Raw genomic sequence first — 26,760 nt, forward strand, 5'->3', positions numbered from 1 at the left:
AGGGGGGCGGACGTGCGCCGCGGTGGGGCGGCTGCGCACTGCGGTGCGTCGGGAGCCGCCGTTATTTGACGTCAAACGGTAGGCAGCCCGTCGCGCCCCGGCAAGGGGTTGGTCGAAGAAATTTATCCATCCGGATAGGTATTGACCGCGGGGGTGTCGCTTCCTATCTTGTTTGAAGCCAAACGAGTTGCGGTGGTGCCCGCCGTCCCGCTGGCTGACCGGGGCCCGGCCCCTGTGCCGGGCCCCTCCCTCCCGCTCTTCTCCCCGCCCCTGCTCCGCTGTTTCCGCGCCACAGCCGCACCCCGCTCCACCGCCCCAGCGCTGCGCCGCAGCCCCACCACCCCGAGCCCCACGGCACCCGTATCAGGAGGACCGGTCATGAAGGTCGTCGTCGACATGAACACGTGCCAGGACCACGGCCAGTGCGTCTTCGCCGCCCCCGAGGTCTTCAGCTTCGACGACACCGGCCGCCTGGCCTACGTCTCCGACCCCGACGACGCACTGGCCGACGCGGTCGAGGAGGCGGCCGACGTCTGCCCCCTCCAGGCCATCCGGATCGAGGACTGAGCCGTGAGCGCCCCCGTCGTCATCGCCGGCGCCGCACTGGCCGGTCTGCGCACCGCAGAACAACTGCGCGCCGCAGGCTGGCTCGGCCCGATCACCCTGGTCGGAGCCGAGCCCCAGCCCCCGTACAACCGGCCGCCGCTGTCCAAGGACTTCCTCGCCGGCACGGCCTCCGCCGCCTCCCTCACCTTCCGGCCGCGCGCCAGCGTCGCCGACGCCACCTGGCAACTCGGCACCCGGGTGGTACGCGCCGAACTCGACCGCCGCCTGCTGCACCTGGACGACGGCCGGACGCTGCCTTACCGCGCCCTGGTAGCCGCGACCGGCGTCCGCCCGCGCCGGCTGACCTGCCCGGGGCCACTGCCCGGACGGCACGTCGTACGCACCCTGGCCGACGCCGAACGGCTGCGCACCGCGCTGGTCGCACCGGGCGTACGGGTGGTCGTGGTGGGCGCCGGATTCATCGGCTGTGAGGTCGCCGCCACCGCCGTGGCGCTCGGCGCGGCCAGCGTCACGGTCATCGACCCGCTGCCGCTGCCCCTGCTCCGTTCGCTGGGTGAACTCTTGGCCACTTCCGTACTCGCTCGCCACCAGCGGCGCGGCGTGCGCTTCGCACTCGGCCGCGGCGTCACCGCCTTCACCGGCTCCGAACGGGTCACCGGCGTGCAACTGGACGACGGCAGCGAACTCGCCGCCGACGTCGTCGTGGAAGCGGTGGGCTCGCTCCCCAACACCGAATGGCTCGCCGACAACGGACTCGACCTCACCGACGGCGTCCGCACCGACGACCGGCTACGGGTCGGCAACCGCCCCGAGGTGGTCGCCGTCGGCGACGTGGCCCGCTTCCCCAACGCCCGCTACGACGACCTGCCCCGCCGCGTCGAGCACTGGTCGATGCCCACCGACACCGCCAAACACGCCGCCCGGGTGCTCGCCGCCCACCTCGGCGACGCCCGGGCCGACGCCCACGACCTGCCGCCCTTCACCCCGCTGCCGACGTTCTGGAGCGACCAGCACGACTTCCGCCTCCAGTCCTTCGGCGCCCCGGCGCTCGGCACCGGCGAGGTCCGCGTACTGCACGGCGACCCGGCCGACGAGGGCGACCTCGTCGTCGGCCACCTGCGCCACGGCCGACTGGTCGGCGTGGTCGCCATCGGCGGCCCGGGGGCCACGGCCGCCGCCGCCCGCTTCCGCGCCGACCTGCTCGCCACGCCAGCCCCGACCGTCACCACCGCAAGGAGCCCCCGTTGACCAGCGTCCGTGGATACTTCCACCCCAAGACCGCCACCGGCGACGCCTCGCTCATCCCGTCGCCCCCCTGGCACTACTCGGGCGACCTGCTGACGATCGAGTACCGCACCGACCCGGCCCGGGTGCGCGAACTGCTGCCGGCGCCGCTGGAACTCGCCGACGAGGACCCCGGCGCGGTCGCGCTGATCTGGGCCGACTGGCAGTCGTGCAGCGCCTCCGGGCGGGAACTGCTCGACCCGGTCCTCTCGCAGTACAAGGAGGCGTTCGCCGTCGTCCGCTGCAAGTACCGCGAGCAGACCTACACCCGCTGCGTGTACATCTGGGTGGACAAGGACTTCGCCATCGCCCGCGGGTTGCACCAGGGTTACCCGAAGAAGCTCGGCTCGGTGCACCAGACCCGCCCGCACCCGTACGGGCCCGCCCCACGGATCGCGGCCGGCGCCCGCTTCGGCGCCACCCTGGCCGCCGCCGACCGCCGCCTGGCCCAGGCCGTCGTCACGCTGCGCGAACCGTCCGAGACCAACGGCTTCGTCAACGGCCATCCGATGGCCCACCACCGCTGGCTGCCCTCCATCGAGAAGGGCGGCGGCCTGGCCCTGGACGAACTCGTCTCCTCCGGCGCCGCCTCCTTCGAAGGCGGCCAGCCCTGGACGGGCGACGCCGAACTCGAACTCTTCGAGGCACCCACCGAAGAACTGGCCCGACTGGAGATCCGCGAACCGATCGCCGCCTACTACCGGCAGGTCGGCGTGGTGTGGGACGGCGGCCGACTCCTGGAGTCCGGCACCTCCGACGCCCAGTGACCCCACCACACCACCTCGACCGTCAGGAGCACCAGGGCATGACCGCACACCTCACCACCGTCGCCGGGGTCACCGTCGACACCCGGCACTGGATCGGCGGTGAACGGGTCGCCTCACCGCAGACCTTCACCGACACCTCACCCATCGACGGCGCGCCCATCGGCGAGATCGCCCGCGGCGGCCCCTCCGAAGCCGCCGCGGCCGTGGCGGCGGCGAAGGCCGCCTTCCCCGGCTGGGCCGCCACCCCGCGCGCCGAACGCGCCCGCATCCTGCACGCCATCGCCGACGGCGTCGAGCGGCGCATCGAAGAGCTGGCGATCGTGGAGACCACCGACAACGGCGCCCTGCTGCGCTCGCACCGGCGCGGCGTGATGCCCCGCGTCGCCCACAACTTCCGCTTCTTCGCCGACTGGCTGCTCACCCTGGAACACGAGGACTTCACCACCCGCGACCACACCAACCACGTCACCTGGGACCCGGCAGGACCCTGTGTCCTGATCACCCCCTGGAACGCCCCGCTGATGCTCGCGACCTGGAAGGTCGCCCCGGCCCTGGCCGCCGGCAACACCGTCGTCCTCAAGCCCGCCGAGTGGTCCCCGCTCACCGCCTCGCTGCTCGCCGACATCGCCGCCGACGCGGGACTGCCGGCGGGCGTCCTCAACGTCGTCCAGGGTTACGGCGCCGAGGTCGGCGACACCCTCACCGCTCACCCCGACGTACGCCGCATCAGCTTCACCGGCTCCGTGCCCACCGCCCGGCACATCGCCGCCTCGGCAGCCGCCCAGCTCACCCCGCTCAGCCTCGAACTGGGCGGCAAATCCCCGCTGTTGGTCTTCGCCGACGCCGATCTCGACCTCGCCGTCGACCTCGCCGTCGAGCAGTACGACAACGCGGGCCAGGTCTGCCTCGCGGCCACCCGGCTGCTCGTCGAGGAGAGCGTGGCCGAGGAGTTCACCCGCCGCTTCGTGGCGAAGGCCGCCGACATCAAACAGGGTGACCCGCGCGACGAGGCCACCGACATCGGCCCCAACATCCACCCCCGCCAACTGGCGAAGATCGACGGCTTCGTGCAGCGGGCGCTGGCCGCCGGCGCCCGCGCCGTCATCGGCGGCGCCCCGGGCCAGGGCCAGTACTACCCGCCCACCCTGCTCGCCGACGTACGGCAGGACTCCGAGGTCGTGCAGGAAGAGGTCTTCGGCCCGGTCCTCACCCTCCAGACCTTCAGTACCGAGGAAGAGGCCATACGACTGGCCAACGACACTCGCTTCGGACTGGCCGCCACCCTCGCCACCGGCGACCCCGAGCGCGCCGAACGGGTCACCGCCCGCCTGGTCGCCGGCACCGTCTGGGTCAACTGCTTCTTCGTCCGCGACCTCAAGGCACCCTTCGGCGGCTCGCGCCAGTCCGGGGTCGGTCGCGAGGGCGGCAACTGGAGCTTCGACTTCTACTGCGACCTCAAGAACACCGTCACCGCACCGAAGGGGTGGCAGCACCATGGGTGAGATCGTCGGGGCGGGCCTGCTGGCCCACGTGCCCACCATCGTGCTGCCCAGGGCCACCCGGCTCGAACTCAACGAGGGCAAGGAAGTCACCCTCGTCACCGGCCTGGAACAGCTCCGCAAGGACGTCTTCGAAGGCGACGACTACGACACCGTCGTGGTGATGGACTCGCACTGGGCCACCACCGTCGAGTTCGTCATCACCGCCCAACCCCGCAGGGCCGGCCTGTTCACCTCCGAGGAGCTGCCGCGCGGCATGTGCCGGATGCCCTACGACTTCCCCGGCGATCCCGAACTGGCCGAGAACATCGCCTCGTTCGCCGGCACCCACGGCACCTGGATCACCCCGATCGCCGACCCGTACCTGCCGATCTACTACGCCACCATCAACCTGTGGAAGTTCCTCGGCCAGGGGCTGCCGAACAAGCGCTGGGTGACCATCGGGGTCTGTCAGACCGGCGACATGGAAGACCACCTGCGGCTCGGCCGCGCGGTGGCCGACGGCATCGCCACCACGCCGGGCCGGCGCGTCCTGCTCATCGCCTCCGGCGCCCTCTCGCACACCTTCTGGCCGCTGCGCGAACTGCGCGACCACGAGGCCAGCGACCCGGTGCACATCTTCTCGCCCGAGGCACGGGCGGCCGACCACGAGCGCATCGACTGGCTCAAGCAGGGCCGCCACGACAAGGTCATCGACACCATGGACGAGTTCTGGAAGGTCAAGCCGGAGGCGAAGTTCTTCCACTACCTGATGATGGCCGGCGCCCTCGGCGAGCAGGCGTGCAGCGCGCCGGGTCGCCAGTACGGCGAGTACGAAAACTCCGTCGGCACCGGCCAGGTCCACCTGTGGTTCGACCGCCCGGCCGCCGGCTGGACCGGCCCCCGCCAACCCGCCCCGCCCGCCCCAGCCAGCGCCTAGAAAGGCCCCACGCCATGCCCGAGTACCGCCGCATCCTCCTCGCCGGGGCCGTCGTGGAGACCGTCCGCGACGGCGACGAACTCGTCGCCGGGGACGGCCGGCGCGTCGCCATCGAGGACGCCCACCACCTGCCGCCGGTCGTCCCCTCCAAGGTGATCGCCGTCCACCTCAACCACCGCAGCCGGGTGACGGAGTTCCAGATCGACCTGTCCGACACCCCCACCTACTTCCACAAGCCCACCTCGGCCCTCAACGGCCACCGCGGCGAGATCGTCCGCCCGGAGGGGTGCAAGTGGCTCAACTACGAGGGCGAGGTGGCCATCGTCATCGGCAGGACCGCCCGCAACATCGCCCCGGAAGAGGCCGGTGAGTACATCGCCGGCTACACCGTCGCCAACGACTACGGTCTGCACGACTTCCGGGACACCGACGCCGGGTCCATGCTCCGCGTCAAGGGCTCCGACACCCTGTGCCCGCTCGGTCCCGGCCTGGTCACCGACTGGGACTTCCACGGCAAGCGGCTGCGCACCCTGGTCAACGGGGAGGTGGTGCAGGACGGCTCCACCGACGAGATGACCTGGGACATGCACTACCTGGTCGCCGACATCGCGCGCACCATCACCCTCTACCCCGGCGACGTGCTGCTCTCCGGCACGCCTGCGGGCTCAAGGCCGGTCAAGCCGGGCGACGTGGTCGAGGTGGACGTCGAAGGGCTCGGCCGCCTCACCAACCACATCGTCACCGGACCCACCGCCATCCGGACCGACGTAGGTGCCCAGCCGACCGAGTCCGAGGAGGTGCTCTCCACCGCGCTCGGCGGCGACTGGGAGTTCCGTGGCATCAGAGCGCCGCAACGCTGAGCGGCCCGACGTGGGTAGGGTCGACGGCATGACCGAGCCCGGCGAGCACAGCACCCGCAAGCGCGTGACCAACTACGGCACCGGCCGGATCGCCCTGCTGGACGCCGCCGTGCGGGTGGTGGCCCAGGGCGGTCTGCGCAAGCTGACCTACCGGGCGGTCGCCGAGGAGGCCGGGGTCACCCACGGCCTGGTCGTCCACCACTTCGGCTCCCGCGACGCGCTCATCGAAGAGGCGGTCAACCACGCCATCCGCTCCTCGCTGCGGGTCAACGCGCTCGACAGCGGCTCCGGTACGGCCCGCGACTTCGCCCGCGACCTGGGCGCCATGGTCGACGCGGGGCCAGACGTCCAGGCGTTCCAGTACGAACTGCTGCTTGAGGCCAGGCGCCGCCCCGAGCTGATGCCGCAACTGCGCGACCTGTACGAGGAGTACTTCGAAGCCGCCCGGCGCGAGCTCACCGAGGTGCTCGGCCGGCCGGTCGAGCGGGGCACCTCGCGCCTGGTCTTCGCCGCACTCGAAGGGCTGGTCCTGCACCAACTCGTCTTCGGCGAACGCGAGGTGACCGAGGAGGCGCTGGCCGAACTGCGGGTGCTGCTGGCCGGGCTCGGCGCCGGGAGCGGGCGCCCGGCGCCGGCCGCGGGGGAGCGGACGGACCGGCCCGGGGCGGCTCCGACCGACGACTGACCCACCCGGTAGTGGACTTGGTCCGGCGCCGGATCGCAGCTCATCGATCCGGTGCCGGACCAAGGGTCAGGGGCCGTTGCCGGGGACGCTCGGCCCCTGACCCGCTCCACGCTGCACGTTGCTCCTTGGCTGTCCCTGGTTGCCCCCGGCTGTCTCGGCGCCGGTCAGCCCGTCCGACCTGACGGTAGGCCCCGGCCGAAGCAGCCGACCCGACCGCTGCGGCTCCGACGTCCAACCCGACCCAGACCAACCCAGACCAACCCACCCGTCCAGCCCCGGCAGACCTGACCCCGTCCCACCCTGCCTCGACCGCCGCGGGGGTCGCCGCCCCGAGCCAGCCTGCCCGGCCGCAAGGCCCGTACGCGGAGGATTGCCGTACGCGGAAGGCTCCCGTACGAGGGGCCGCCGCCCCACCCAAGCCAGGCCAACCCCAGATCAGCCCACCCACCCCGGACAGCCCGAAGCACCGACGAAACGAGGACGCACGGTGGATGCCACGCATGAGGACTGGATACGTCGGGCGAGCGCGCTCGCGCTCCCCGGTGCGCACGTCATCGACGGGCGCGAGCACTCCGGGGGCGGGGCCTTCACCGTGGTCTCGCCACGGGACGGCAGGCCGCTGGCCGAGGTGGCCGACGGGGGAGCGGCCGAGGTCGACCTGGCCGTCGCCGCGGCCCGCCGGGCCTTCGACAGCGGGCCGTGGCCCCGCCTGGCTCCCGCCGAACGGGGCAGGGCGCTGCTGCGCCTCGCCGACCTGATCGAGACGGAGCGGGCCGACCTCGCCCTGACCGTCAGCCTGGAGATGGGCAAGCCCGTCACCGACGCCCACGACATCGAACTGCGCGCCCTGATCAACACCTTCCGGTGGTACGGGGAGCTGACCGACAAGCTCACCGACGAGTCACCCCGCACCGCACCCGACACTCTCGCCCTGGTCACCCGGGAACCGGTGGGCGTGGTGGGTGCCGTGGTGCCCTGGAACTTCCCGTTGACGCTGGCGGGTTGGAAGGTCGCGCCCGCACTCGCCGCCGGCTGCACGGTCGTGCTCAAGCCGTCCGAGTACGCGCCCCTGTCCGCACTGCGGCTCGCCGCGCTCGCCACCGAAGCGGGCCTGCCGCCCGGGGTCCTCAACGTGGTCAGCGGTAACGGGCCGGTCGCCGGCCGGGCCCTCGGCCTGCACCAGGACGTCGACGTGCTGGCCTTCACCGGCTCCACCGCGGTGGGCCGCCACTTCCTGCACTACGCCGCCGACTCCAACCTCAAGCGCGTCTGGCTCGAACTCGGCGGCAAGTCACCCAACATCATCCTGCCCGACGCCCCCGACCTGGAACGGGCAGCCGCCACCGCCGCCTGGGGCATCTTCTTCAACCAGGGTGAGATGTGCACCGCGCCCTCGCGGCTGCTCGTACACTCCTCCATCGCCGAACGCGTCACCGACGCGATCGTCGAACGGGCCCGGGCGCTGCGCGTCGGCGACCCGCTCGACCCCACGACCGAGATGGGCGCCCTGGTCGGACAGGACCACCTGGACCGGGTGCTCGGTCACGTCCACGCGGCCGTCGACGCCGGGGCCCGGCTGCGTACCGGCGGCGAACGCATCCTGGTGGAGACCGGCGGCAGCTACCTCGCGCCCACCGTCTTCGACCAGGTGGCGCCCGGTTCCGCGCTCGCCCGCGACGAGGTCTTCGGCCCGGTCCTCGCCGTGCTCACCTTCGACGACCTGGACGAGGCGGTGGCGCTGGCCAACGCGACCGACTACGGCCTGGCCGCCGGCGTGTGGACCGCCGACCTGTCCACCGCCCACCGGGTCTCCCGTGCCATCAAGGCCGGAACCGTCTGGGTCAACTGCTACGAGGAGGGTGACCTGACGGTGCCCTTCGGCGGCATGAAGCAGTCGGGCAACGGGCGGGACAAGTCGGCCCACGCGCTGGAGAAGTACACCGAAGTGAAGACCACCTGGATGCAACTGTGACCCCCAACCAACGCCCCCTCATCGCCGTCCCGGCCCGCTTCGCCGCCACCACGTCGGCCCTGCGCTACGCCGCCGAGGTCAACGCCAGGGCCCTGATCGAGGCCGTCTGGCGGGCCGGCGGCGAGCCCGTCACCCTTCATCCATACGCGCCCGGCGGGGACTGCGACCCCACGCTGACGGCCGCCCGCATCTCCCGGTTCGACGGCGTACTCCTCCCCGGCGGAGGTGATCTGTCCCCGCACCGCTACGGGGCCGGTGAGTCACACGAGGCGGTCTACGACGTCGACCACGAACAGGACGCCTTCGATCTCGAAGTGGCCCGACAGGCAACCGAGTTGGGGATCCCGTTGCTGGCGATCTGCCGCGGGCTCCAGGTGGTGAACACCGCCCGCGGCGGCACCCTGCACCAGGACATGGGCGGGCCAGGGCGCGAGCACCGGCACCTGCGCCACCCGGTGAAGCTCGCCGCGGGCTCCGCCCTCGCAGCCACCGTGGAAGCCACCACCGTCGACGCGTCCTGCTACCACCACCAACACGTCGACCGGCTCGGCGCGGGACTGCTCGCCACCGCGCACGCCGCCGACGGCACGATCGAGGCGGTGGAGTCGACCGGGCCGGACGGCTGGTTCCTGGCCGTCCAGTGGCACCCCGAGGACACCGCCCACACCGACCCGGCCCAGCAGCGGCTGTTCGACGCGCTCGTGCAGGCCGCAGCGCACCGGCCGGGCGGCGCGGATGAGCCGCAGGGCGGGTACGCCCGGACGCTGACGCCGGGGGCCTGACGAGGGCCGGGGCCCGGCGACGGGCGTCGGCCGGCGGGGTGTTTGGCGTGGGAGGCTGACGCTGGGTGTGTGGCACGGGTGATTCGCTGTGGGGGTCTGACGGTGGGTGTTTCGCCGTGGGTGTGTGGCGGTGCGGTCAGCCCTTCGCGCGTCGGCCGCTGCGGCGCGGCGCCGGCTCCGCGCCGTTCAGCAGTGACCTGCGACGCTCCTCGCCGTGCTGCTCCACCTGGAGGACGACGCGCCGCAGCCCGTCCGCGAGGCTGCGGCACTCCTCGTCGCTCAACTGCGAGGTCACGAACGCCTCCTCCGCGTTGAACTCGGGAAACACCCGACCCATGAACTCCTCACCCTGCTCGGTGAGGCGCAACAGCACCAGCCGGCCGTCGCTGGGGTGGTCGGCCCGGTGCAGCAACCCGCGCGACTCCAGGGTGCGGGCGACACCGGTGAGCGTCCCCTTCGACACACCCGCCTCCTCCGCGACGTGCCGGGTCTCCGACTCGCCCCCCACCCACACCACCCACAGCACGACGAACGCGGTCCAGGTCAGGTCGGCGTCGCGCAGTACGGAGTTCTCCAAGTGGTGGCGCACGGTGGCGGCGGCCCGGTGGATGTTGGCCACGGCCGCCATCTGCTCCCGCCGCAGCGGAATGCCGCCCAGCTTGGCCTCCGCGAGCCGCTCGGCCTCTGTGATGGATCGCTGCCCGGGCAAGAGTGCTCCCTGCGTCGCCTGCGTTGCCTGTGCCGCCGAACGGTCTGCTGGCCCGCCCGGTCGTTCGGGACCAAATTGTACGGGCGGGCCCGCGGCCACCCACGTCACCGGCAACGTACTTGCCGGGCCGGGCCGGGCGGGACCGCGCCCACCACTGGCCCGGCCACGGACACGAGGTGCGGGCACCGGCCCGGCCCCCAGGCACAGAAACAGACATGGCCCCCAGGCACAGAAACAGACGCGGGCGCAGGGGAGCACCCCGCGCCCGGGTCGGCTCAGCGTGCGGCGAGCAGTTCCAGGGTGTCGATCACCCGGTTGGAGAAGCCCCACTCGTTGTCGTACCAGGCGACCACCTTGATGTGCCGGCCGTCCACCCGGGTGAGCTCGGCGTCGAAGATCGAGGAGGCCGGGTTGCCGGTGATGTCGGCCGAGACCAGCGGGTCCTCCGAGTACTCCAGGATGCCGGCGAGCGGCCCATCGGCCGCCGCCCGGTACGCGGCCAGCACCTCTTCCCGGCTCACGTCGCTGCCGACCACGGTGTTCAGCTCGACGATCGAGCCGACCGGCACCGGAACCCGGATCGAGTCGCCGGACAGCTTGCCGTCGAGCTGCGGCAGCACCAGACCGATCGCCTTGGCGGCGCCCGTCGTGGTCGGCACGATGTTGACGGCGGCGGCGCGGGCTCGACGGGCGTCGCGGTGCGGCCCGTCCTGGAGGTTCTGCTCCTGGGTGTAGGCGTGCACGGTCGTCATGAAGCCGTGCTCGATGCCGGCCAGGTCGTCCAGCACGGCGGCCAGCGGGGCCAGCGCATTGGTGGTGCACGAGGCGTTCGAGACGATGGTGTGCTGCTCCGGGTCGTAGACCTCGGTGTTCACCCCGTAGGCCAAGGTGACGTCCGCACCGGCCGACGGCGCGCTGACCAGCACCTTCTTCGCTCCCGCGGTGAGGTGGGCGCGGGCGGCTTCGGCCGAGGTGAAGCGGCCGGTGGCCTCAAGTACGACATCGACGCGCAGGTCTGCCCAGGGCAGGTTGGCCGGCTCGCGCTCGGCGAGCACCTGGATGCGCCGGCCGTCGACGACCAGGGTGTCGCCGTCGACGGTCACCGGGCGGCCGAGCCGGCCGGCGGTGGTGTCGTAGGCGAGCAGCCGGGCCAGGGTGGCGGGCTCCGTCAGGTCGTTGATGGCGACCACTTCGAGGTCGCTGCCGCGTTCCAGCAGCGCCCGCAGGGTGTTGCGTCCGATGCGGCCGAATCCGTTGATGGCGATGCGCGTCATGAGAGGTGTCCTTTCGCTCCGCTCGCTCCGCCACCCAGCCTGGCGCGCCACGGACGCCGATGGCCGTGGCGGGAGCGCCATGGTTCGCAAGGATCACGCCAATGGGTGTCTGCCTGCGGCCAGCGGGTGCGCGCCGGCCCCCGATGGGTGTCCGGTCGCTGCGGGCGGGCGTCCGCCGGCCCGGACCGGGTGTGCCGGGTGGCTGCCAGGGCCGGGTGTCCGCCCACCACCAACGGGGCACGGCCCCGCCCCCGTACGATCGCCCGCCGCGGGCCCGAGCCCGCTACCCACCCTTGGTGAAGGTGCGCCGGTACTCGCTCGGTGTGGTGCCCAGGATGCGCTGGAAGTGCAGGCGCAGATTGGCCCCGGTGCCCAGACCGACATCGTTGGCGATCTGCTCGATGCTCAGCCCCGAGCGCTCCAACAGCTCCCGTGCCCTGTCGATCCGGGCGCGCATCACCCACTGCATGGGTGTGTACCCGGTGTCCTCGACGAAGCGCCGCGAGAAGGTGCGGGCCGAAACCACCGCGTGCCGGGCCAGCGCCGCCAGCGTCAGCGGCTGGTCGAGCCGGTGCAGGGCCCACTCCCTGGTGCTGGCGAACCGCTCGCCGAGCGGCTCGGGCACGCTGCGCGGCACGTACTGCGCCTGACCGCCGCTGCGGTACGGGGCGGCCACCAGCCGGCGCGCCGCATGGTTGGAGGCCGCCACCCCCAGGTCACCGCGCACCATGTGCAGGCACAGGTCGATCCCCGACGCGGCCCCGGCCGAGGTCAACACGTCACCCTCGTCGATGAACAGCACGTTCTCGTCCACCTCGATACGTGGGTGCTTCGCGGCCAGCGCCCGGGTGTAGTGCCAGTGGGTGGTGGCCCGCTTGCCGTCCAGCAGGCCGGTGGCCGCCAGCGCGAAGGCCCCGGTGGAGATCGCGGCCAGCCGCGCACCCCGCGCGTGCGCCGCGATCAGCGCCTCCACCACCACCGGCGGCGGGTCCTCCCGGTCGGGAAACCGATACCCGGGGATGAAGACGATGTCTGCCCAGGTCAGCGCCTCAAGCCCATGGGCGAGTGCATACGAGAGGCCGTCCCCGCCATTGACCAGACCGGGCGCGGCACCACACAGCCGCACCTCGTACGGCATGCTCGCGCGGGTAGTGAACACCTGGGCCGGAATACCGACGTCGAGGGGCTTCGCTCCGTCGAGCACCAGGACGGCGACGGGGCGCAGTGCGGAAGCGGACACACCTTCAGGGTAGGCAGTCGGGGGTGTGGGGTGGTGGTGGCACCGGGCCACCTCGCGGCTTGGCCGGCGCGGTACGACGGGCCGCCGGCAGCAGCACGGGGGTCCAGGGCCGCCCCAGCCTCACTTCTCCTGCACCGGCGCCGGAAGGTACTGCACCGCCGAGGTCGCCAGGTCCTTGGCCAGGTCGCAGGCTTGGTCGGTCGCTTCCGCGCCGTGGACGACGATCGCCACCCGCTCGGTGCCGTGCTTGCGCCCAGGTCCGAGGTAGGTGCGGTTGTACACCTCCACCCGGCAACTGCCCGGGCCCCGGCTCGCCGGCTGCACCGCGGCGCTGCGGCTCCCGAGCTTGGTGTCCGTGGTGTTCTTGTTCCGCGGCCACTTGCCCTGCTGGAACTGTAGGTCGATCTCCAGGTCGTTGACCGTGGACTCCCACTGGCAGCTCCAATGCCCGTACCCGGACTTGGGATCCTCTGCGTCCACGCCGGGTACCACCTTGGCCAGCGCCGACGGGCTCAACATCAGGCAGGCGTCCTTGTGCGCCAGTGAGCCCCTAGGCAAGACCCCTTCGCGTCGCTCGACCTCACCGCCCTTGTTGAGCTGCGCGACGGTGAAGGCCGTGGCGATGTTGGCGGTCTCGCACAGGGGTTGCCGGAGTTTCTTGGGCTTGCGTGCCGCCGCGGTGACCCGCAGGCTGGTGCCGCGCACGCCGGTCACCGTCATGGCCCGTACGCACTCGTCGGTCTCGGCCTCCGGCTCGGCGATCGTCACCCGGCCCTCCGTACGCTGCTTCGTCCCCTCCGGCAGGTCGTCGTCGTCGAGCTCGACCCGCACGTCGACCACGTTCTCCTTGTCGACCTGGAGCAGCACGTCGCAGCGGTTGAAGTTGCCCTGGTACCGGTCGGGTTCGGCGCTGTCGTACGCGGTGAAGCCCTTGGCTTGCACCAGGGAGCAGGGGTCGGCCGTCTTCTGGTCGCCGAGGAAGGCCGGGGCGGAGCGGTTCGGTTTGCTCGCGGCGGGGCCGCTGCGGCCCGCCGGCTCCCCGTCGTCGGGCAGGTTCAGCAGTACCAGCGGGGTGGCGACGGCCAGCGCGGCGACGGTGGCGACACCGGCCGTCAGCAGCCGGTTGCCGTTGACGAAGGTGGTCACCTGCTCCCGGATGGTCGGGGTGGCGCCGGGCGGCAGGGGCGTCGGATAGGAGACGGTGATCCGCTTGAGCGGCAGGGTGGCCAGGCTGCCCGCCTCGCCGGCCAGGTCCGTCAGCGCCCGGTGCACGAAGTCCGCCGTGGGCCTGGCCCGCGGATCGGTCTGCATCATGGCCGTGAGCAGCGGGCCGAGCGTCCCGCTGGTCGAAGCGACGGCATCGAGCCGCACCGCCTGGGTCGCGGTGCGCAACGGTGGCGTCCCGGTAACTAAGCTGTACAGGGTGGCGCCGAGCGAGAACACGTCGGACGCCGCCTCGGGCGCGCCCCGGAACGCCTCGGGCGCCGCATAGGAAGGCGTCAGGCTGATCGGCCCGTTGGGGGTGATCGTCGCGCTGGAGTCCATCCGGTGTGCGGCGCCGAAGTCGGCCAGCTTGGCCACGTGGTTCTTGGTGATCACGATGTTGCCGGGCTTGACGTCGCAGTGCACCAGGCCAGAGGCGTGCAGCGCGGCCAGCGCGTCGGCGATCTGCGCGCCGATGCCGGCGGTGTGCGGCGGCGTCAGCTTCACCGAGATGTCCAGGCTGCCGCCCGTCACGTGTTCCATCACCAGCCACAGGGTGGCCCGCTTGTTCTTGTTCGTACGGATGACGTCGTAGAGGGTCACCACGTGCGGGTGGCTGAACCTCGCCAACGCCCTTGCCTCGCGCAGCAGTTCATCGAAGGAACCGCTGTCGTCACTCTCCGGCCTGGCGTGTTTGAGGACGACGTTGCGGCCCAGTTCGGTGTCGAAGGCGAACCAGACGGCTCCCTGGCCTCCCTCGACGGGCCCGTCCGTGAGCTTGTACTTGCCGACCCTCTCCCCGCGGCGCACGGCGCACTCCCCTCAGACGAGCCCGAAGGCGCTGTCGACCGGTACCCGGGTCGCAGCCGCCGGATGCCGGCCACGCCGCCCGTCGCCGTCGGCCCGCCGGCCGCGGCTCCCCGTCCCCACCTGCTGGTGCACTGGTCTCCATCCATCGAGGGTGTGGCCCACCAACGCGGTGGGATCGGCCGCGGCGGGCGTAGGGTGCTGGCGCCGCGGGCGTGCGCGCCCGAAGACCTACCGCCGGGCGCCCGCAAGACAGCCTGCCCGTAAGGAGTTTGGAGGGGTCCCGAAGTGGTGGGTGGACCATGCTCCGAAGGGCGCGTGCGCGGCCCTCGGGGTGCCCGGGTGCGGCAGGCGTCAGCGGTGCACGGGGGCCCTGGCACCGAGTCTCGTACGAGTGGCACCACGATCTCAAGGAGACGGCGATGAACGGCTCGGACAGCCTGGCCCGCGGCGTGCCACCCGGCCGCCCCGGCACGCTGCACGCACGCACCGTCTGCGGCGATCTCACCGCCCCGCCGCGGCCGGGCCTGACCGTGCGCTTCGGGCGCGGCGAGAAGCCGGGTACGGACCTGGGCGTGGGCGTGGACGACCGGCGGGTGAGCCGGCGGCACGGCGAACTGACCTTCCGCGCCGGCGGCTGGTGGCTGCGCAACACCGGCCAGCAGCTCGTCCGGCTGCCGGAGGGCCGCATGATGCACACCAGCTCCGAACCCATCCCGCTGGCCACCGGCTACACCCCGCTGTTCGTCCAGGGCTCGGGCCACCGGGAACACCTGGTCGAGCTGTACGTCACCGACCACGACGACCGGGGGCCGGTCTCCAGCCGCCGGGCGGAGACCGTACGGCCCGAGCGGTGGGTGCTCAGCGACGAGGAACGGCTCCTGCTGGTGGTCCTCGGCCAGCACTACCTGGAGTACGAACCGGACCCGCGACCGCTGACCTACAGCCGGGCCGCCGAACAACTGGGCTTCCTGCGCCCGGACGGCGGCTGGACCGCCCGCAAGATCGAGTACCGGGTGGAGGCCGTGCGCCGCCGCCTGCACCGTACCGGCTTCAAATACCCGCTCATCCACGACAACCCGGACGAGCGCCCGTCCGACAACACCCTGCTGCACAACCTGCTCAAGGGCCTGGTGGCATCGACCACCCTGGTGCCGCCGGACCTGGACCTGATGGACGACGCACAGGGTTGGCCCGCGCAACCGCCGTACGGCCCGGGGCGCTGACGGGCCGCTCGCCCGCCCGCCTGGGGCGCGGCCACGGTCACGGCCGTGGGGCCGCGCCCCGGCCCACTGCGGTCACCGACCCGGCCCTGGGACTGCGCCGGGTCCCGCCGCGGTCACCGCCCTGCCCCCGGGACCGCTCCCGGCCTCACCGATCACCGTTACGGGACCCGTCCCCACCACTTCCTCCTACGGTCGCCCGGAACGCCCGCAGGACCGGCCACACCCTCGGCCGGGCGCGGGCGCAGGTGCCACGCAACCATGGAGGTCAACCCCGTGACACACACCCGCTCTTCACACAACGGCGCGGGTCGGCGCGGCCGGGTGGCGCTGGCGTGTGCGCTGCCCGCCGCGGTGCTGACGGCGCTCATCGCGCCGGCGTCCGTGCAGGCGGCCGACGCGCACCCCGCCGCCACAACGGCGAGCGAGCGCGGCCACGGCGCCAAGCTGCCGTCCGACGTGCTCAACCTCAGGGACTGGAAGGTCACCCTGCCCATCGGCAAGGACGAACACCCCACCGAGATCTTCCAACCGGAGCTCGACGGCTACGCCAAGAAGCCCTACTTCACCGTCACCGACTCCGGCCGCGCGGTCCGCTTCCGGGCGCCCGTCAACGGCGTGACCACCAGCGGTTCGAGCAACCCCAGGACCGAACTGCGGGAGATGGAACGCGGCGGCGGTGACGAGACCGAGTGGTCATCCACCTCGGGCAAGCACACCCTGACGGTCCGTGAGGCGTTCACCCACCTGCCCAAGGACAAGCCGCACGTCGTCGGCGCCCAGATCCACGGCGGCGACGACGACGTGACCGCCCTGCGCCTGGAGGGCACCAAGCTCTACATCACCAAGGGTGACACCACCCACCACCACCTGATCACCGACAAGTACAAGCTCGGCACGGTCTTCAAGCTGACGTACGTGGTGTCCAAGGGCAAGGTCAAGATCTACTACAACGGCAAGTTGGAGACCACCCTGAAGCACTCCGACTCCAGCAACTACTTCAAGACCGGCGCCTACACCCAGGCGAACTGCAAGAACTCCAAGCCGTGCAGCGCCTCCAACTACGGCGAGGTGGAAATCCGCGACGTCCGCGTCCGCCACCAGCGCTGACGCCCCAACCTGTGCGCGCGACCCGCACGCGTCTTCGTCAGGCCCGGGTGTAGGGCCTGGGCATAGGTGTTGTGCGTAGGGGGCTTGGGCCGGTAACCCCCCTTCCCCTCGTCGGGGAGGGGGGGGTACCGGTGTCTTGCGTGCTCGGCTGATGCGGGCCGTGGGGATCTGGGGTTGCTTCGTTGGCGGTGCGGTGGGTGCTTGCCCCGGTCGGTTTCGGCGTCTCGCTGCCGCGTGGGGGCGCCGTCCTCGGTTGGCTGCCGGGAGCGGTGCCGGCCGGGGCGCCGCCGGAGACTTAGCGGGACCGGACGGCGAGGTGAGGCGTGACCTGGGCGTACGGGTCGCGAACGCAGCCGCCTTTTGGACAGCCCCGGCTAGCCGGTAGTGACCGCCTCAGCCCACTCCGCGGCGGTCAGGACCTCCGCCCACTGGGGGAACAGCCGCTCGACGAGGACCCGGTGTACCTCCGGGTCGAGATCGAGGCAGGCGTCGGCGAGCACGGTCAGGTCGAAGTCCAGGTCGTTGGCCTGGCACAGGGTGGACAGGACCACGGCGCTGGTGGCGATGCCGGTGAGGACCAGGCTCGTGATGCCGCGGGCGCGCAGCACCACGTCGAGGTCGCTGCCCGAGAACGCGCTCGCCCGGCGCTTGGTGATCACCACGTCGCCGGGTAGGGGCGCGACCTGCGGATGGATCTCGGTGCCGGGCGCGCCCGCCACGTAGTGGCCGGCGCGGGCGATGGCCGTGAGCGCCTTGTTCCGCGTGCCGACCTCGGGGAAGCCGGGGCGCAGCGCGATCACCACGTAGATCACGGGGATGTCGGCGTCCCGGGCCGCGTCGATCGCCGTACGTACCCGGGCCAGGTAGTCGGCGTCGGCGCGGGCGACGTCCACGATGTCCCGCTGGACGTCCATCACGAGTAGGGCACTGCTCATGTCGCCTCCACAGACGGCCGGTTCGGTGCCGCGGCGGCACGGTCGACGCGCGACCGGTCCGCGGCCCCCTGGGCCGCACCCTGCCATCCGCTGCGTTCTCCTGCGAGCCCTTTTCTGCTGGTCCGGACGCGTACCGCGGCCGATCGCGCCGCGTATCGGGATCGCCTCCACACCGCGCCGAGGCTGCCCGTACGGCGTACCGGCCGATCGCGCGAAGGCTTGGCGGTGACGCGTGGAGGCGGGTCCGGCGGATGGGGGAGGCCCGTGCCGTGATCCGTGGCGGCGCGCTGGCCGCGCCCCCATCCGACTCCGTGCGCCAGTGGCGCACTTGGCGGTGCGTGCGCCCATGCGCTTGTTGTTGCACGCAGCGCGTGCATAATGGATTCATGAGTACGTCGGCGACGCGGCTCCCGCCCGTTCGGCGTGCCCTGCACGTCGCGGTGCCGTGGCCGGCGGCCGACGTGCGCTCACTCGGGGACCTCAGACAAGGACATGCGCCATGCCGAACCCGCTGCATTTCGAGGAACTGAACACCGCCCTGAACGCCGCCCTGGCAGACGTGCACCGCGCCGGCGTGCCGGGCCTCTTCGCCGAGGTGCGGGCCGACGGCCGGGTCTGGCAGGGCGCCGCCGGCGTCGCCGACCTCGACACCGGGGAGCCCGTCACCGTCGACATGCGGCACCGGGTCGGCAGCGTCACCAAGACGTTCACTGCCGTCGCCGTCCTCCAGCAGGTCGAGAGCGGCCTGATCGACCTCGATGCGCCCGTCGGCCGGTACCTGCCGGACCTGGTCCCCGGCGAGCGTGGCGCGTGCATCACCGTGCGGATGCTGCTCAACCACACCAGCGGCCTCGCCGAGTACCTGCCGTACGCCTACCCCTCGCTGCGGGCGTTCCCGAACGCCGCCGAGACCAGCCCGCAGAGCCTGGACGACCACCGGTTCACCCGCTTCGAGGCCGCCGAACTGATCGCCCTCGGCGTCGACGCACCCGCAGCCGGCGCCCCGGGCGGCACGCCCGGCCTGTATTCCAACACCAACTACCTGCTGCTCGGCGCGCTGATCGAGCACGTCACCGGCATCACGGTCGACAAGTACCTCAGCGAGCACGTCATCGAGCGCGCCGGCCTGCGGAACACCGGGCTCCCGACCCGGCCGGAGATCGCCGGGCCGCACGCGAAGGGCTACGAGGCGTGGTTCGGCATGATCGACCCGCCGCGTGACTACAGCGTCTTCGACATGTCCTGGGTGGGTCCGACGGCCGCCCTGGTCTCGACCGTCACCGACCTCAACCGCTTCTACCGGCTGCTCCTGGCGGGCGAACTCATCAGCCCGGCCTCGCTCGCGCAGATGCAGCGCACCGTCCCGGTCGTCTCCCAGGAGAGCAAGGTCATCGACTACGGCCTCGGTCTGTACCCGACGCGGGCCGCGGGGCAACCCACCTTCTGGGGCCACGGCGGCACCGTCTGGGGCTCCGGGGCGCTGGCGGTGACCCGCGCCGACGGCAGACGGCAAGTGGCCGTGGCGGTGAACCTGCAACGGTGGAACGCGCTCGACTCCGCGGGCCGCCCCCGGCCCCACCCCATCGACGAGGCCCTCGCCGCGCTGTACCGGGTGGCCATGTACGGCTGAGCCGGGGCCGGCGCGGACAAACGCGCATCACGGATGTCAGGGGGCGCACGGGGAGCACGGGGCGGTGGTGGCGGTGCGCTGGTTCGTCTTCTGCGCGCCCTGCCTCGGAACCGAGTCTCGTGGAGAAGATGTGCGGCACGCGTGATGCATATGTGACGTGGCCCGTGCGTCCTGACCGGACGGGCCCAGGCGGAGGGGGTTTGGGTTGTTGCTTCTCGTTTCCCCGGACAGCGTCGCGGAGGCGCGCGACTGCGCACTGGCGGCGGAGCACCTCGACATCGTCGACGTGAAGAAGCCCGACGAGGGCTCACTCGGGGCGAACTACCCCTGGGTCATCAGGGAGATTCGCGCCGCGGTCCCGGCGGACAAGCCCGTATCGGCCACCGTCGGGGACGTGCCGTACAAGCCCGGTACGGTCGCCCAGGCAGCACTCGGCGCCGCCGTCTCCGGCGCCACGTACATCAAGGTCGGCCTCTACGGATGTACGACGCCCAGCCAGGCCATCGAGGTCATGCAGGGGGTCGTCCGGGCGGTGAAGGACCACCGCCCGGATGCGTTCGTCGTTGCGTCGGGCTACGCCGACGCGCACCGCATCGGCTCCGTCAACCCGCTCGCCCTGCCCGACATAGCCCACCGCGCCGGCTGCGACGCGGCCATGCTCGACACCGCGATCAAGGACGGCACGCGGCTCTTCGACCACGTATCGCCCGACGCCTGCGCGGAGTTCGTCCACCGGGCCCACGCGGCCGACCTGCTCGCCGCGCTGGCCGGCAGCATCAAGGCCACCGACCTCGGCACGCTCACCCGCATCGGCACCGACATCGTCGGGGTGCGCGGAGCGGTGTGCGAGGGCGGTGACCGTACCGCAGGGCGCATACGGCCACTCCTGGTGGCCGCCTTCCGGGCGGAGATGGACCGACACGCCCGGGAACACGCAGCAGCCACCACCACCACGAACTGACTACCGGATGTCGACGCGCCGACCCCGCACCGCGCCCCCGACCGGGCCCGGACGGCTCCCCGTCACCGACCCGGCGACCGGCGAGGTCTTCGACGAGGCCCCCGACCAGCAACCGGACACCCTGGACGGCGCCGTCGACCGGGCCCACCGGGCCTGGTCGCAGTGGCGGGCCGACCCACAGACGCGCAGCAGCGCCCTGCGCGCAGCCGCCGACGCCGTCGAAGCGGCCGGCCCGGAACTGGCCCCGCTGCTCACCCGGGAGCAGGGCAAGCCCCTGGTGGAGGCAGAGGCCGAAGTGGCCCGTACGGCCGCCAGGCTGCGCTACTTCGCCACTTTGGCCGCCGAGCCGCAGCAGATCACCGACGGCCGGCCGATGCGCAGCGAGGTCCGCTGGCGCCCGGTCGGGCCCACCGCGGCGATCGTGCCGTGGAACTTCCCGTTGCAACTCGCGTCCGCGAAGTTCGCGCCCGCGCTCGCCGCGGGCAACACGGTGGTGCTCAAGCCGTCCCCGTACACCCCGCTGGCCACCAGGCTGCTCGGCACCGTCATCTCCGCAGTGCTCCCCGCGGACGTCCTCACCGTCGTCACCGGCCGCGAACCCCTCGGCGCCCGCCTCGTCTCCCACCCGGGCATCCGCCACGTCACCTTCACCGGTTCGGTGCCCATCGGGCGGGCTGTCGCCGCGGGCGCGGCAGCCTCGCTCGCCCGACTCACCCTGGAACTCGGCGGCAACGACGCGGCCGTCCTGCTGGACGACGTGGACGTCGAGCGGATCGCCGACCGGCTGTTCTGGGCGGCGTTCCGCAACTGCGGCCAGGTCTGCATGGCCGTCAAGCGCGTCTACGCCCCGGCCCGGCTCTACCCGCAGGTCGTGGAGGCCCTCGCGCACCGCGCGCGGACGGTCGCCGTCGGACCGGGGCTCGACCCCGACACCCGCATCGGGCCGCTCAACAACCCGGCGCAGCGCGACCGCGTCGAGCACGTCACGGCCGAGTCCCTGGCAGCCGGTGCCCGGGCCGCAGCCGGCGGCCACCGACTCGACCGCCCGGGGTACTTCTTCGCCCCGACGGTCCTCGCCGACGTCCCCGCCGACAGCGCCGTCGTCCGCGAGGAGCAGTTCGGCCCGGTGCTGCCGGTGCTGCCGTACGACCACCTGGACGACGCCGTCGCAGCGACCAACGACACCGGCTTCGGCCTCGGGGGCTCGGTGTGGGGGACCGACCTGGACCGGGCTGAGGCGGTGGCCGACCGGCTGGAGTGTGGAACGGCCTGGATCAACCACCACGCCGAACTCTCCCTCGCCCAGCCCTTCGCCGGCATCAAGGAGAGCGGCGTCGGCGTCGCGGGCGGGCCCTGGGGCTTCTACGGCAACCTCCGCCCGTTCGTCGTGCACCGCCCGGAGGCGCCGTGAGGCCCGCCACCGCCTTCCGGGCGGCGGTGCTGCGCTCGTACGCGGGCCCGTTCACCATCGAGGAGGTCCGCTGGAGCGGGGAGCCGGCCGACGGCGAGGTCCTGGTGGAGATCGCCGGGTGCGGGATGTGCCGGACCGACCTCGCCGTCCGTGCCTCGGCCGGCCGCTCACCGTTGCCGGCGGTGCTCGGCCACGAGGGGGCCGGCGTGGTGGTGGCCACCGGCGGCCCGGGCACCGGCCTGCGCACGGGTGACCACGTGGTGCTCAGCTTCGACTCCTGCGGGAAGTGCCGGAGCTGTCTGGCCGCCGCCCCCGCCTACTGTGACTCCTTCGCCGCGCTCAACCTCTTCGGCGGGCGCCCGGGGGACGCGGCACGGTTCACGGACGCGGCCGGCGGGGCGCTGGCCCCGCGCTGGTTCGGCCAGTCCTCGTTCGCCGAGTACGCACTGGTCAGGGCGCGCAACGCGGTCCGGGTCGACCCGGACCTGCCCGTCGAACTCCTCGGGCCGCTCGGCTGCGGCTTCCTCACCGGCGCCGGGACGGTCCTGCACACCTTCGGTGCCGGCCCGGGCGACACCGTCCTGGTGATCGGCGCGGGCGCGGTCGGCCTGGCCGCGGTCCTCGCGGCCACCGCCGCCGGGGCACAGCCCATCGCCGTCGACCGGCACCCCGAACGGCTGGCCACCGCGCGGCGGTTGCACGCGGTCGCTCTGCCCGCCGCCGCGCCCGACCTGGCCGACCAGGTACGCAGGCTGACCGGCGGCGGAGCCGCGTACGCCCTGGACACCACGGGCGACGCGCGGCTGATCAACGAAGCGCTCCGCTGTCTGCGCCCGACCGGACACCTCGGCCTGGTCGCCCGGCTGCACACCGCGCTGCCGCTCGCCCCGGGGACCTTGGACAAGGGGCGACGGATCTCCCACGTCTGCGAGGGCGACGCGGTGCCGGGGCTGCTGATCCCGCGGCTGGCCGCCCTATGGCGGGCCGGGCTCTTCCCGTTCGAGCAACTGATCCGCACCTACCCGCTGACGGCCGTCAACGAGGCCGAACGCGACTGTGCGGCCGGTCGGGTCGTCAAGCCCGTACTGCTGCCGAGGGGGGTGGCCCGGTGAAGGGGCCGTCGCGCGGCACGGTGTGGGGGGCCGCCGCCCCGTACGGACCGGGGCCGGGCCCGCCCCCGTTCCGGGGCCCCCGCCTGGATCTTCGCCTGCGCTTCTCTACGGGCCTTTGTTCGGCCTTCTGTCTCGGTTCGGGTGTCGTGGCCCACGCTGGCGAGCTTGGCCGGCCCACCTGACCGGCCGCCGCCGGCGGGGCGCCGGCAGGTGGTCTCGCGGGGAGATGCCACGGGGCAGCGTCGCCCCGCCGCAGACACCCGCGCTGTCCTGTCTCTCACGCGTGACACGGGAGGACCCATGGTCGACACAGCACATCGGAACGCCGGAGCGGACGGGGTGGCAGGGGGCGTCGGGCTGACCGCGCTCATGGTCGCCGCCGGCCGGGCGCTCGAAGGCGGCCGTCGCGACAGCCTGGCGCGGGACGACTTCGCAGCACACTTCGTGCTCGCGGCGCCGGCGTCGGCCGGCTGGCCGGTCCACCCCGACCAAGTGCCGGACGGCGAGGCTAACCCGCTGTGGGGCCGCTTCGCACGCTACTTCGGCCTACGGACCAGGGTCTTCGACGACTTCCTGCTCCAGGCGGCGCACATCGGCGGCGCCCGCCAAGTGGTGCTGCTGGGGGCCGGGCTCGACACCCGGGCCTTCCGGTTGGACTGGCCAGCGGGCTGTGCGGTCTTCGAGGTCGACAGACCGGGGGTGCTGGCCTTCAAGCACCAGGTGCTCGACGGCCTGTCCGCCACCCCGAAGGCGACCCGAATACCTGTCACCACCGATCTGCGGGACGACTGGGCCGGCGCCCTGACCGACGCCGGCTTCGACCCGGCCCGGCCCACCGCCTGGCTCGCCGAAGGGCTGCTGTTCTACCTCCCAGCCCTGGCCGAGTCCCAACTCATGGGCATAGCAGACAAGTTGAGTGCCCACGGGAGTGCCCTGGCCTTCGAGGTCAAGGTGGACAAGGACCTGTGGGTGTACCGGGACAGTTCGATCTACACCGCCACGCGAGAACAGATCGGCATCGATCTCCTCACCCTCTTCGACGGCTCGCCACGCCCCGACTCCGCGGGCGACCTGGCGGGCCGGGGATGGTCAACCCTGGTCCAGACCCCCTTCGAGCACAGCCGACGACTCGGCCGCGGCCCGCTCCCGGTACCGAACGACGCACTGGAAGGCAACCGCTGGGTGTTCGCGAACAAGACCCACCCCTACGCATGACAGGCCCGCGGCCGGCCCCATCGGCGGAAGGGCTGCCCCCTCACGTACGACGGGGCGGGCAGCCCACTCCACCCACGGCAGGGCCGCCGCCCCACGCGACAGGCCCCCCCCACGGCGGGGCCGGCCCGCGCCGTGCACGTGCTGGTGAAGGGGCGCCGGGGTCAGCGCACGATCTCGCCCACCGGCAGGCACTCGGCGAGCAGGTTGACGACGTCGCGCCAGGCCCGAGCCGCGTGTCGCGGGTGGTGGCCCACCCCGGGCAGCACCTCGTGTTCCACCGACGGGTGGTGGAAGGCGTGCAGCGCCCCGCCGTAGACCACCAGCCGCCAGTCGACCCCCGCGGCCTGCATCTCCGCTGCGAAGGCGTCCCGTTGCGCGGCCGGCATGATCGGGTCCTCCGAGCCGACCCCGGCCCACACCGGGCAGGTGATCCGGCTCGCCTCTCCCGGCCGGCCGGTGGTCAGCGCGTTGATCGTGCCGATCACCCGTAGGCCGACCCCGGCGCGCCCAAGCTCCAGCGCGATGGCGCCACCGGTGCCGTACCCGATGGCGGCGATCTGCTCGGGGTCGGTACGCGGTTCGGCGCGCAACACCTCCAACGCCGCGTGGCCGATGTCCCGCATCCGGTCGGTGTCGGCGAGCAGCGGGGTGATGTACGCCAGCATCTCCTGCGGGTCGCTGAACCAGCGCCCGCCGTTGATGTCGAAGGCCAGCGCCACGTACCCCAACTCGGCGAGCGCGTCGGCCCGTTGCCGCTGGAAGTCGTTCAAGCCCGGCCCCTCGGGCCCGACCAGCACCGCGGGCCGGCGCCCGACACCGGCGGGCAGCGCGAGGTGGCCGACCATCGTCAGCCCGTCGGCCGGATAGCTGACCGTACGCGTGGTGATCGTCGTCATGCAGGGGACTGTAATCACGGTCGGGCCGCTGTGGACCGATCTTCACCCTGGGCGGAACCGGTCGGAAACAGGCCAGCAGCGGAGGACGCGGTGGGGCCGGTCGGCCGCAGTGGGGGAGGAGCAGGAGAGCGGTCGCGGATACGGGGACAGACGTGAGCGGGGACGGGCGCGAGCGCGGGCGCGGGCGGAGGGGGAACGAGCGCGGGAGACAGGGGGATCGGGCAGGCCAGGCGGGCACCCCGCAAGGCGGTCCCCGTCCCCGCGCGTCGGTGGCGCGATCATGGCTCGACAGCGCCCCCGACCATCGTGAAACGTCGCAGCGAGCGTGCGCCGCACTCGTCTCGGGACGCGCCGCGGCCGTACGGGCCCCTCGCCGTACAGCCCGTCGCCGCAGGCCCCACCGCCGCCCGACCGAGGTAGCAGCCGTACCCACTCAAACGCAGCATTCTGACGGCGCATCAACTCTACGTCAGGTGAGGTATTGCTTCCCCCAGGGCCGCCACGGTTCCATGCTGGATGGTCCTCCGGTGAAGATCCGGCGGAGGTGGCGTGTCTTACTTGGGGGAATCGTGAGGGGAAACGCGAACCGGAACACCACCAGACGCCTGCGGGCGGCCCTCGGCGTGGCGGTCGTGCTCGGTGCGGTCACGGTCACCGGGCCCACGGCCGCCACGGCCGCCCCACCGGGGCCGACCGCCGCGATCGGCGGTGTCGGTGTCGGTGTCGGTGTCGGTGTCGAGAGGATCAGCGTCGCGACCGACGAGGGTTACGGCGCCGCTTCGATCACACCCGATGGCCGCAACATCGTCTTCACCTCGTCGAAGAACGGCCCGTCGCAGGGCGGCAACGAGGTGTACGTCCACGACCGGCGGACAGCGCAGACCAGGACGGAGCCCCTGGTCGAGGGTTGGACCCCGGCGATCAGCGGTGACGGCAGGCAGGTCGCCGTCAACGTCCCCGCGCAGGGCATGACCGCCCCGCAGATCCGACAGCACTCTGTCGACCTGGGCCTGCTGCCGGTTTCCTGCTCCCGCTGCAACCAACCCTCTCTCAGCGCGAACGGCCGCTACCTCGCCTTCGGACTCCTGCGCTACCCCCAGCTCTACCGAAGCGTCCTGGTTGCGGACCGCAACGGCGGCTACGAAACCATCGCCGAACTCGGCAGTGGGGCCCCGGCCCGCCCCTCCATCAGCGGCGATGGCCGCTACGTCGCCTACCAGGACCTCACGTACCAGAAGCAGGGCGTCTACCTGTGGGACCGGACGACCGGCGCCACGTCGGGTCCACTCCAGAGCCCGTCCACGAGCGGGCTCCTCGTCCAGCTCAGTGACGACGGCAGCAAGGTCGTCTACCAGTCGGGTTCCGACACCTACGTCCATGACGTCAGCTCGGGCAACGCCCAACAGGTGCCGAACGTCAAGGCCGTGGCCATCGACCCCACCGGCCGCTACCTGCTGCACACCCCGAACACCCCCGGCGGCCCGTCGCTGGCCCTGCGCGACCTCCAGACAGGCACCGACGAAACCGTCTCCGACCAGCCCGCCACGGCCGAGGTCGACTCGGTCAGCGCCGGTGGGCGCGACGTGGTCTTCCAGTCGACGGCCGACGGAATCGTCCCCGGCGACACCAACGGCGCGTCGGACGTCTTCGTCCGCCGCTTCTTCTGACGCCAGGCAGACCGACCACTCTCACCTCGGCC

General features: G+C 72.5%; 23 protein-coding genes. 17 read left to right on the forward strand and 6 right to left on the reverse strand.

Features of this window, described 5'->3' with window-relative positions; genetic code table 11:
- Window positions 1-378 precede the first annotated feature (378 nt).
- The 9 genes from ACMA1D_RS17280 (at window position 379) to ACMA1D_RS17320 (ending at window position 9,335) form a co-directional block, all read left to right on the forward strand.
- A complete protein-coding gene (locus tag ACMA1D_RS17280; RefSeq protein WP_349997848.1) occupies window positions 379-567 on the forward strand; it encodes a ferredoxin in 189 nt (62 codons plus the stop codon).
- Window positions 568-570: 3 nt separating this feature from the next.
- Complete coding sequence (locus ACMA1D_RS17285) at window positions 571-1,815, forward strand: NAD(P)/FAD-dependent oxidoreductase (protein ID WP_414724876.1); 1,245 nt, start codon at window positions 571-573, stop codon at window positions 1,813-1,815.
- Window positions 1,812-2,618 carry an acetoacetate decarboxylase family protein gene (locus ACMA1D_RS17290; RefSeq protein WP_414724877.1) on the forward strand — a complete coding sequence of 269 codons (807 nt, stop codon included), beginning with the start codon at window positions 1,812-1,814 and terminating at the stop codon, window positions 2,616-2,618. Before ACMA1D_RS17285 ends, ACMA1D_RS17290 begins: the two co-directional genes overlap by 4 nt.
- 38 nt (window positions 2,619-2,656) lie before the next feature.
- Window positions 2,657-4,120, forward strand: coding sequence for an aldehyde dehydrogenase (locus tag ACMA1D_RS17295; RefSeq protein WP_414724878.1), 1,464 nt, complete (start codon window positions 2,657-2,659; stop codon window positions 4,118-4,120).
- Window positions 4,113-5,036: a 3,4-dihydroxyphenylacetate 2,3-dioxygenase gene (locus ACMA1D_RS17300; protein WP_414724879.1), complete on the forward strand. Its 924-nt coding sequence runs from the start codon at window positions 4,113-4,115 to the stop codon at window positions 5,034-5,036. The genes ACMA1D_RS17295 and ACMA1D_RS17300 overlap by 8 nt, the downstream gene beginning before the upstream one ends.
- Before the next feature lie 14 nt (window positions 5,037-5,050).
- Entirely contained in the window at window positions 5,051-5,896 is an 846-nt protein-coding gene (locus ACMA1D_RS17305; RefSeq protein WP_414724880.1) for a fumarylacetoacetate hydrolase family protein, read from the forward strand.
- A 28-nt stretch (window positions 5,897-5,924) separates the two neighbouring features.
- Window positions 5,925-6,581, forward strand: coding sequence for a TetR/AcrR family transcriptional regulator (locus ACMA1D_RS17310; protein ID WP_414724881.1), 657 nt, complete (start codon window positions 5,925-5,927; stop codon window positions 6,579-6,581).
- A gap of 487 nt (window positions 6,582-7,068) precedes the next feature.
- On the forward strand, window positions 7,069-8,553 hold the full coding sequence (locus tag ACMA1D_RS17315) for an aldehyde dehydrogenase (RefSeq protein ID WP_414724882.1): 1,485 nt from the start codon (window positions 7,069-7,071) through the stop codon (window positions 8,551-8,553).
- The gene (locus ACMA1D_RS17320; RefSeq protein ID WP_414724883.1) at window positions 8,550-9,335 is read left to right on the forward strand and encodes a gamma-glutamyl-gamma-aminobutyrate hydrolase family protein; all 786 of its coding nucleotides are present in this window, start codon (window positions 8,550-8,552) and stop codon (window positions 9,333-9,335) included. Before ACMA1D_RS17315 ends, ACMA1D_RS17320 begins: the two co-directional genes overlap by 4 nt.
- A 136-nt stretch (window positions 9,336-9,471) precedes the next feature.
- Here the strand turns inward: ACMA1D_RS17320 and ACMA1D_RS17325 are convergent, their stop codons facing one another.
- The 4 genes from ACMA1D_RS17325 to ACMA1D_RS17340 form a co-directional block, all read right to left on the reverse strand.
- Complete coding sequence (locus tag ACMA1D_RS17325) at window positions 9,472-10,044, reverse strand: MarR family winged helix-turn-helix transcriptional regulator (RefSeq protein WP_349990266.1); 573 nt, start codon at window positions 10,042-10,044, stop codon at window positions 9,472-9,474.
- Between the two features lie 275 nt (window positions 10,045-10,319).
- Window positions 10,320-11,318, reverse strand: a complete 999-nt coding sequence (gene gap / locus ACMA1D_RS17330) for a type I glyceraldehyde-3-phosphate dehydrogenase (RefSeq protein WP_414724884.1) — start codon at window positions 11,316-11,318, stop codon at window positions 10,320-10,322.
- A 283-nt stretch (window positions 11,319-11,601) separates the two neighbouring features.
- Window positions 11,602-12,558, reverse strand: coding sequence for a GlxA family transcriptional regulator (locus tag ACMA1D_RS17335; protein WP_414724885.1), 957 nt, complete (start codon window positions 12,556-12,558; stop codon window positions 11,602-11,604).
- A gap of 120 nt (window positions 12,559-12,678) precedes the next feature.
- Window positions 12,679-14,571, reverse strand: a complete 1,893-nt coding sequence (locus tag ACMA1D_RS17340; RefSeq protein WP_414724886.1) for a serine/threonine-protein kinase — start codon at window positions 14,569-14,571, stop codon at window positions 12,679-12,681.
- 419 nt (window positions 14,572-14,990) lie between these two features.
- On the opposite strand from ACMA1D_RS17340, the gene ACMA1D_RS17345 reads away from it, so the two are divergent.
- A complete protein-coding gene (locus ACMA1D_RS17345; RefSeq protein ID WP_414724887.1) occupies window positions 14,991-15,794 on the forward strand; it encodes an FHA domain-containing protein in 804 nt (267 codons plus the stop codon).
- Between the two features lie 273 nt (window positions 15,795-16,067).
- Window positions 16,068-16,901, forward strand: coding sequence for a polysaccharide lyase family 7 protein (locus tag ACMA1D_RS17350; protein WP_414724888.1), 834 nt, complete (start codon window positions 16,068-16,070; stop codon window positions 16,899-16,901).
- A 374-nt stretch (window positions 16,902-17,275) separates the two neighbouring features.
- On the opposite strand, the gene ACMA1D_RS17355 is transcribed toward ACMA1D_RS17350, so the two are convergent.
- Window positions 17,276-17,836: a cysteine hydrolase family protein gene (locus ACMA1D_RS17355; protein WP_414724889.1), complete on the reverse strand. Its 561-nt coding sequence runs from the start codon at window positions 17,834-17,836 to the stop codon at window positions 17,276-17,278.
- A 499-nt stretch (window positions 17,837-18,335) separates the two neighbouring features.
- On the opposite strand from ACMA1D_RS17355, the gene ACMA1D_RS17360 reads away from it, so the two are divergent.
- The 5 genes from ACMA1D_RS17360 to ACMA1D_RS17380 all read left to right on the forward strand — a co-directional run bounded on the left by ACMA1D_RS17360 (window position 18,336) and on the right by ACMA1D_RS17380 (window position 24,165).
- Window positions 18,336-19,466 carry a serine hydrolase domain-containing protein gene (locus tag ACMA1D_RS17360; RefSeq protein ID WP_414724890.1) on the forward strand — a complete coding sequence of 377 codons (1,131 nt, stop codon included), beginning with the start codon at window positions 18,336-18,338 and terminating at the stop codon, window positions 19,464-19,466.
- 205 nt (window positions 19,467-19,671) lie between these two features.
- Window positions 19,672-20,427, forward strand: a complete 756-nt coding sequence (locus tag ACMA1D_RS17365) for a (5-formylfuran-3-yl)methyl phosphate synthase (protein ID WP_414724891.1) — start codon at window positions 19,672-19,674, stop codon at window positions 20,425-20,427.
- Window positions 20,428-20,434: 7 nt separating this feature from the next.
- Complete coding sequence (locus tag ACMA1D_RS17370; protein ID WP_414724892.1) at window positions 20,435-21,838, forward strand: aldehyde dehydrogenase family protein; 1,404 nt, start codon at window positions 20,435-20,437, stop codon at window positions 21,836-21,838.
- Window positions 21,835-22,950, forward strand: a complete 1,116-nt coding sequence (locus ACMA1D_RS17375; RefSeq protein ID WP_414724893.1) for an NAD(P)-dependent alcohol dehydrogenase — start codon at window positions 21,835-21,837, stop codon at window positions 22,948-22,950. The genes ACMA1D_RS17370 and ACMA1D_RS17375 overlap by 4 nt, the downstream gene beginning before the upstream one ends.
- A 300-nt stretch (window positions 22,951-23,250) precedes the next feature.
- Complete coding sequence (locus ACMA1D_RS17380; RefSeq protein WP_414724894.1) at window positions 23,251-24,165, forward strand: SAM-dependent methyltransferase; 915 nt, start codon at window positions 23,251-23,253, stop codon at window positions 24,163-24,165.
- A 161-nt stretch (window positions 24,166-24,326) separates the two neighbouring features.
- Here the strand turns inward: ACMA1D_RS17380 and ACMA1D_RS17385 are convergent, their stop codons facing one another.
- A complete protein-coding gene (locus tag ACMA1D_RS17385; RefSeq protein WP_414724895.1) occupies window positions 24,327-25,061 on the reverse strand; it encodes a dienelactone hydrolase family protein in 735 nt (244 codons plus the stop codon).
- A gap of 569 nt (window positions 25,062-25,630) precedes the next feature.
- On the opposite strand from ACMA1D_RS17385, the gene ACMA1D_RS17390 reads away from it, so the two are divergent.
- Window positions 25,631-26,728 (forward strand): TolB family protein, encoded by a 1,098-nt coding sequence (locus tag ACMA1D_RS17390; RefSeq protein ID WP_414724896.1) that lies wholly within the window; start codon window positions 25,631-25,633, stop codon window positions 26,726-26,728.
- Window positions 26,729-26,760 lie beyond the last annotated feature (32 nt).

The sequence above is a fragment of the Streptomyces sp. 796.1 genome (assembly GCF_047525675.1).
Lineage (GTDB): Bacteria > Actinomycetota > Actinomycetes > Streptomycetales > Streptomycetaceae > Streptomyces.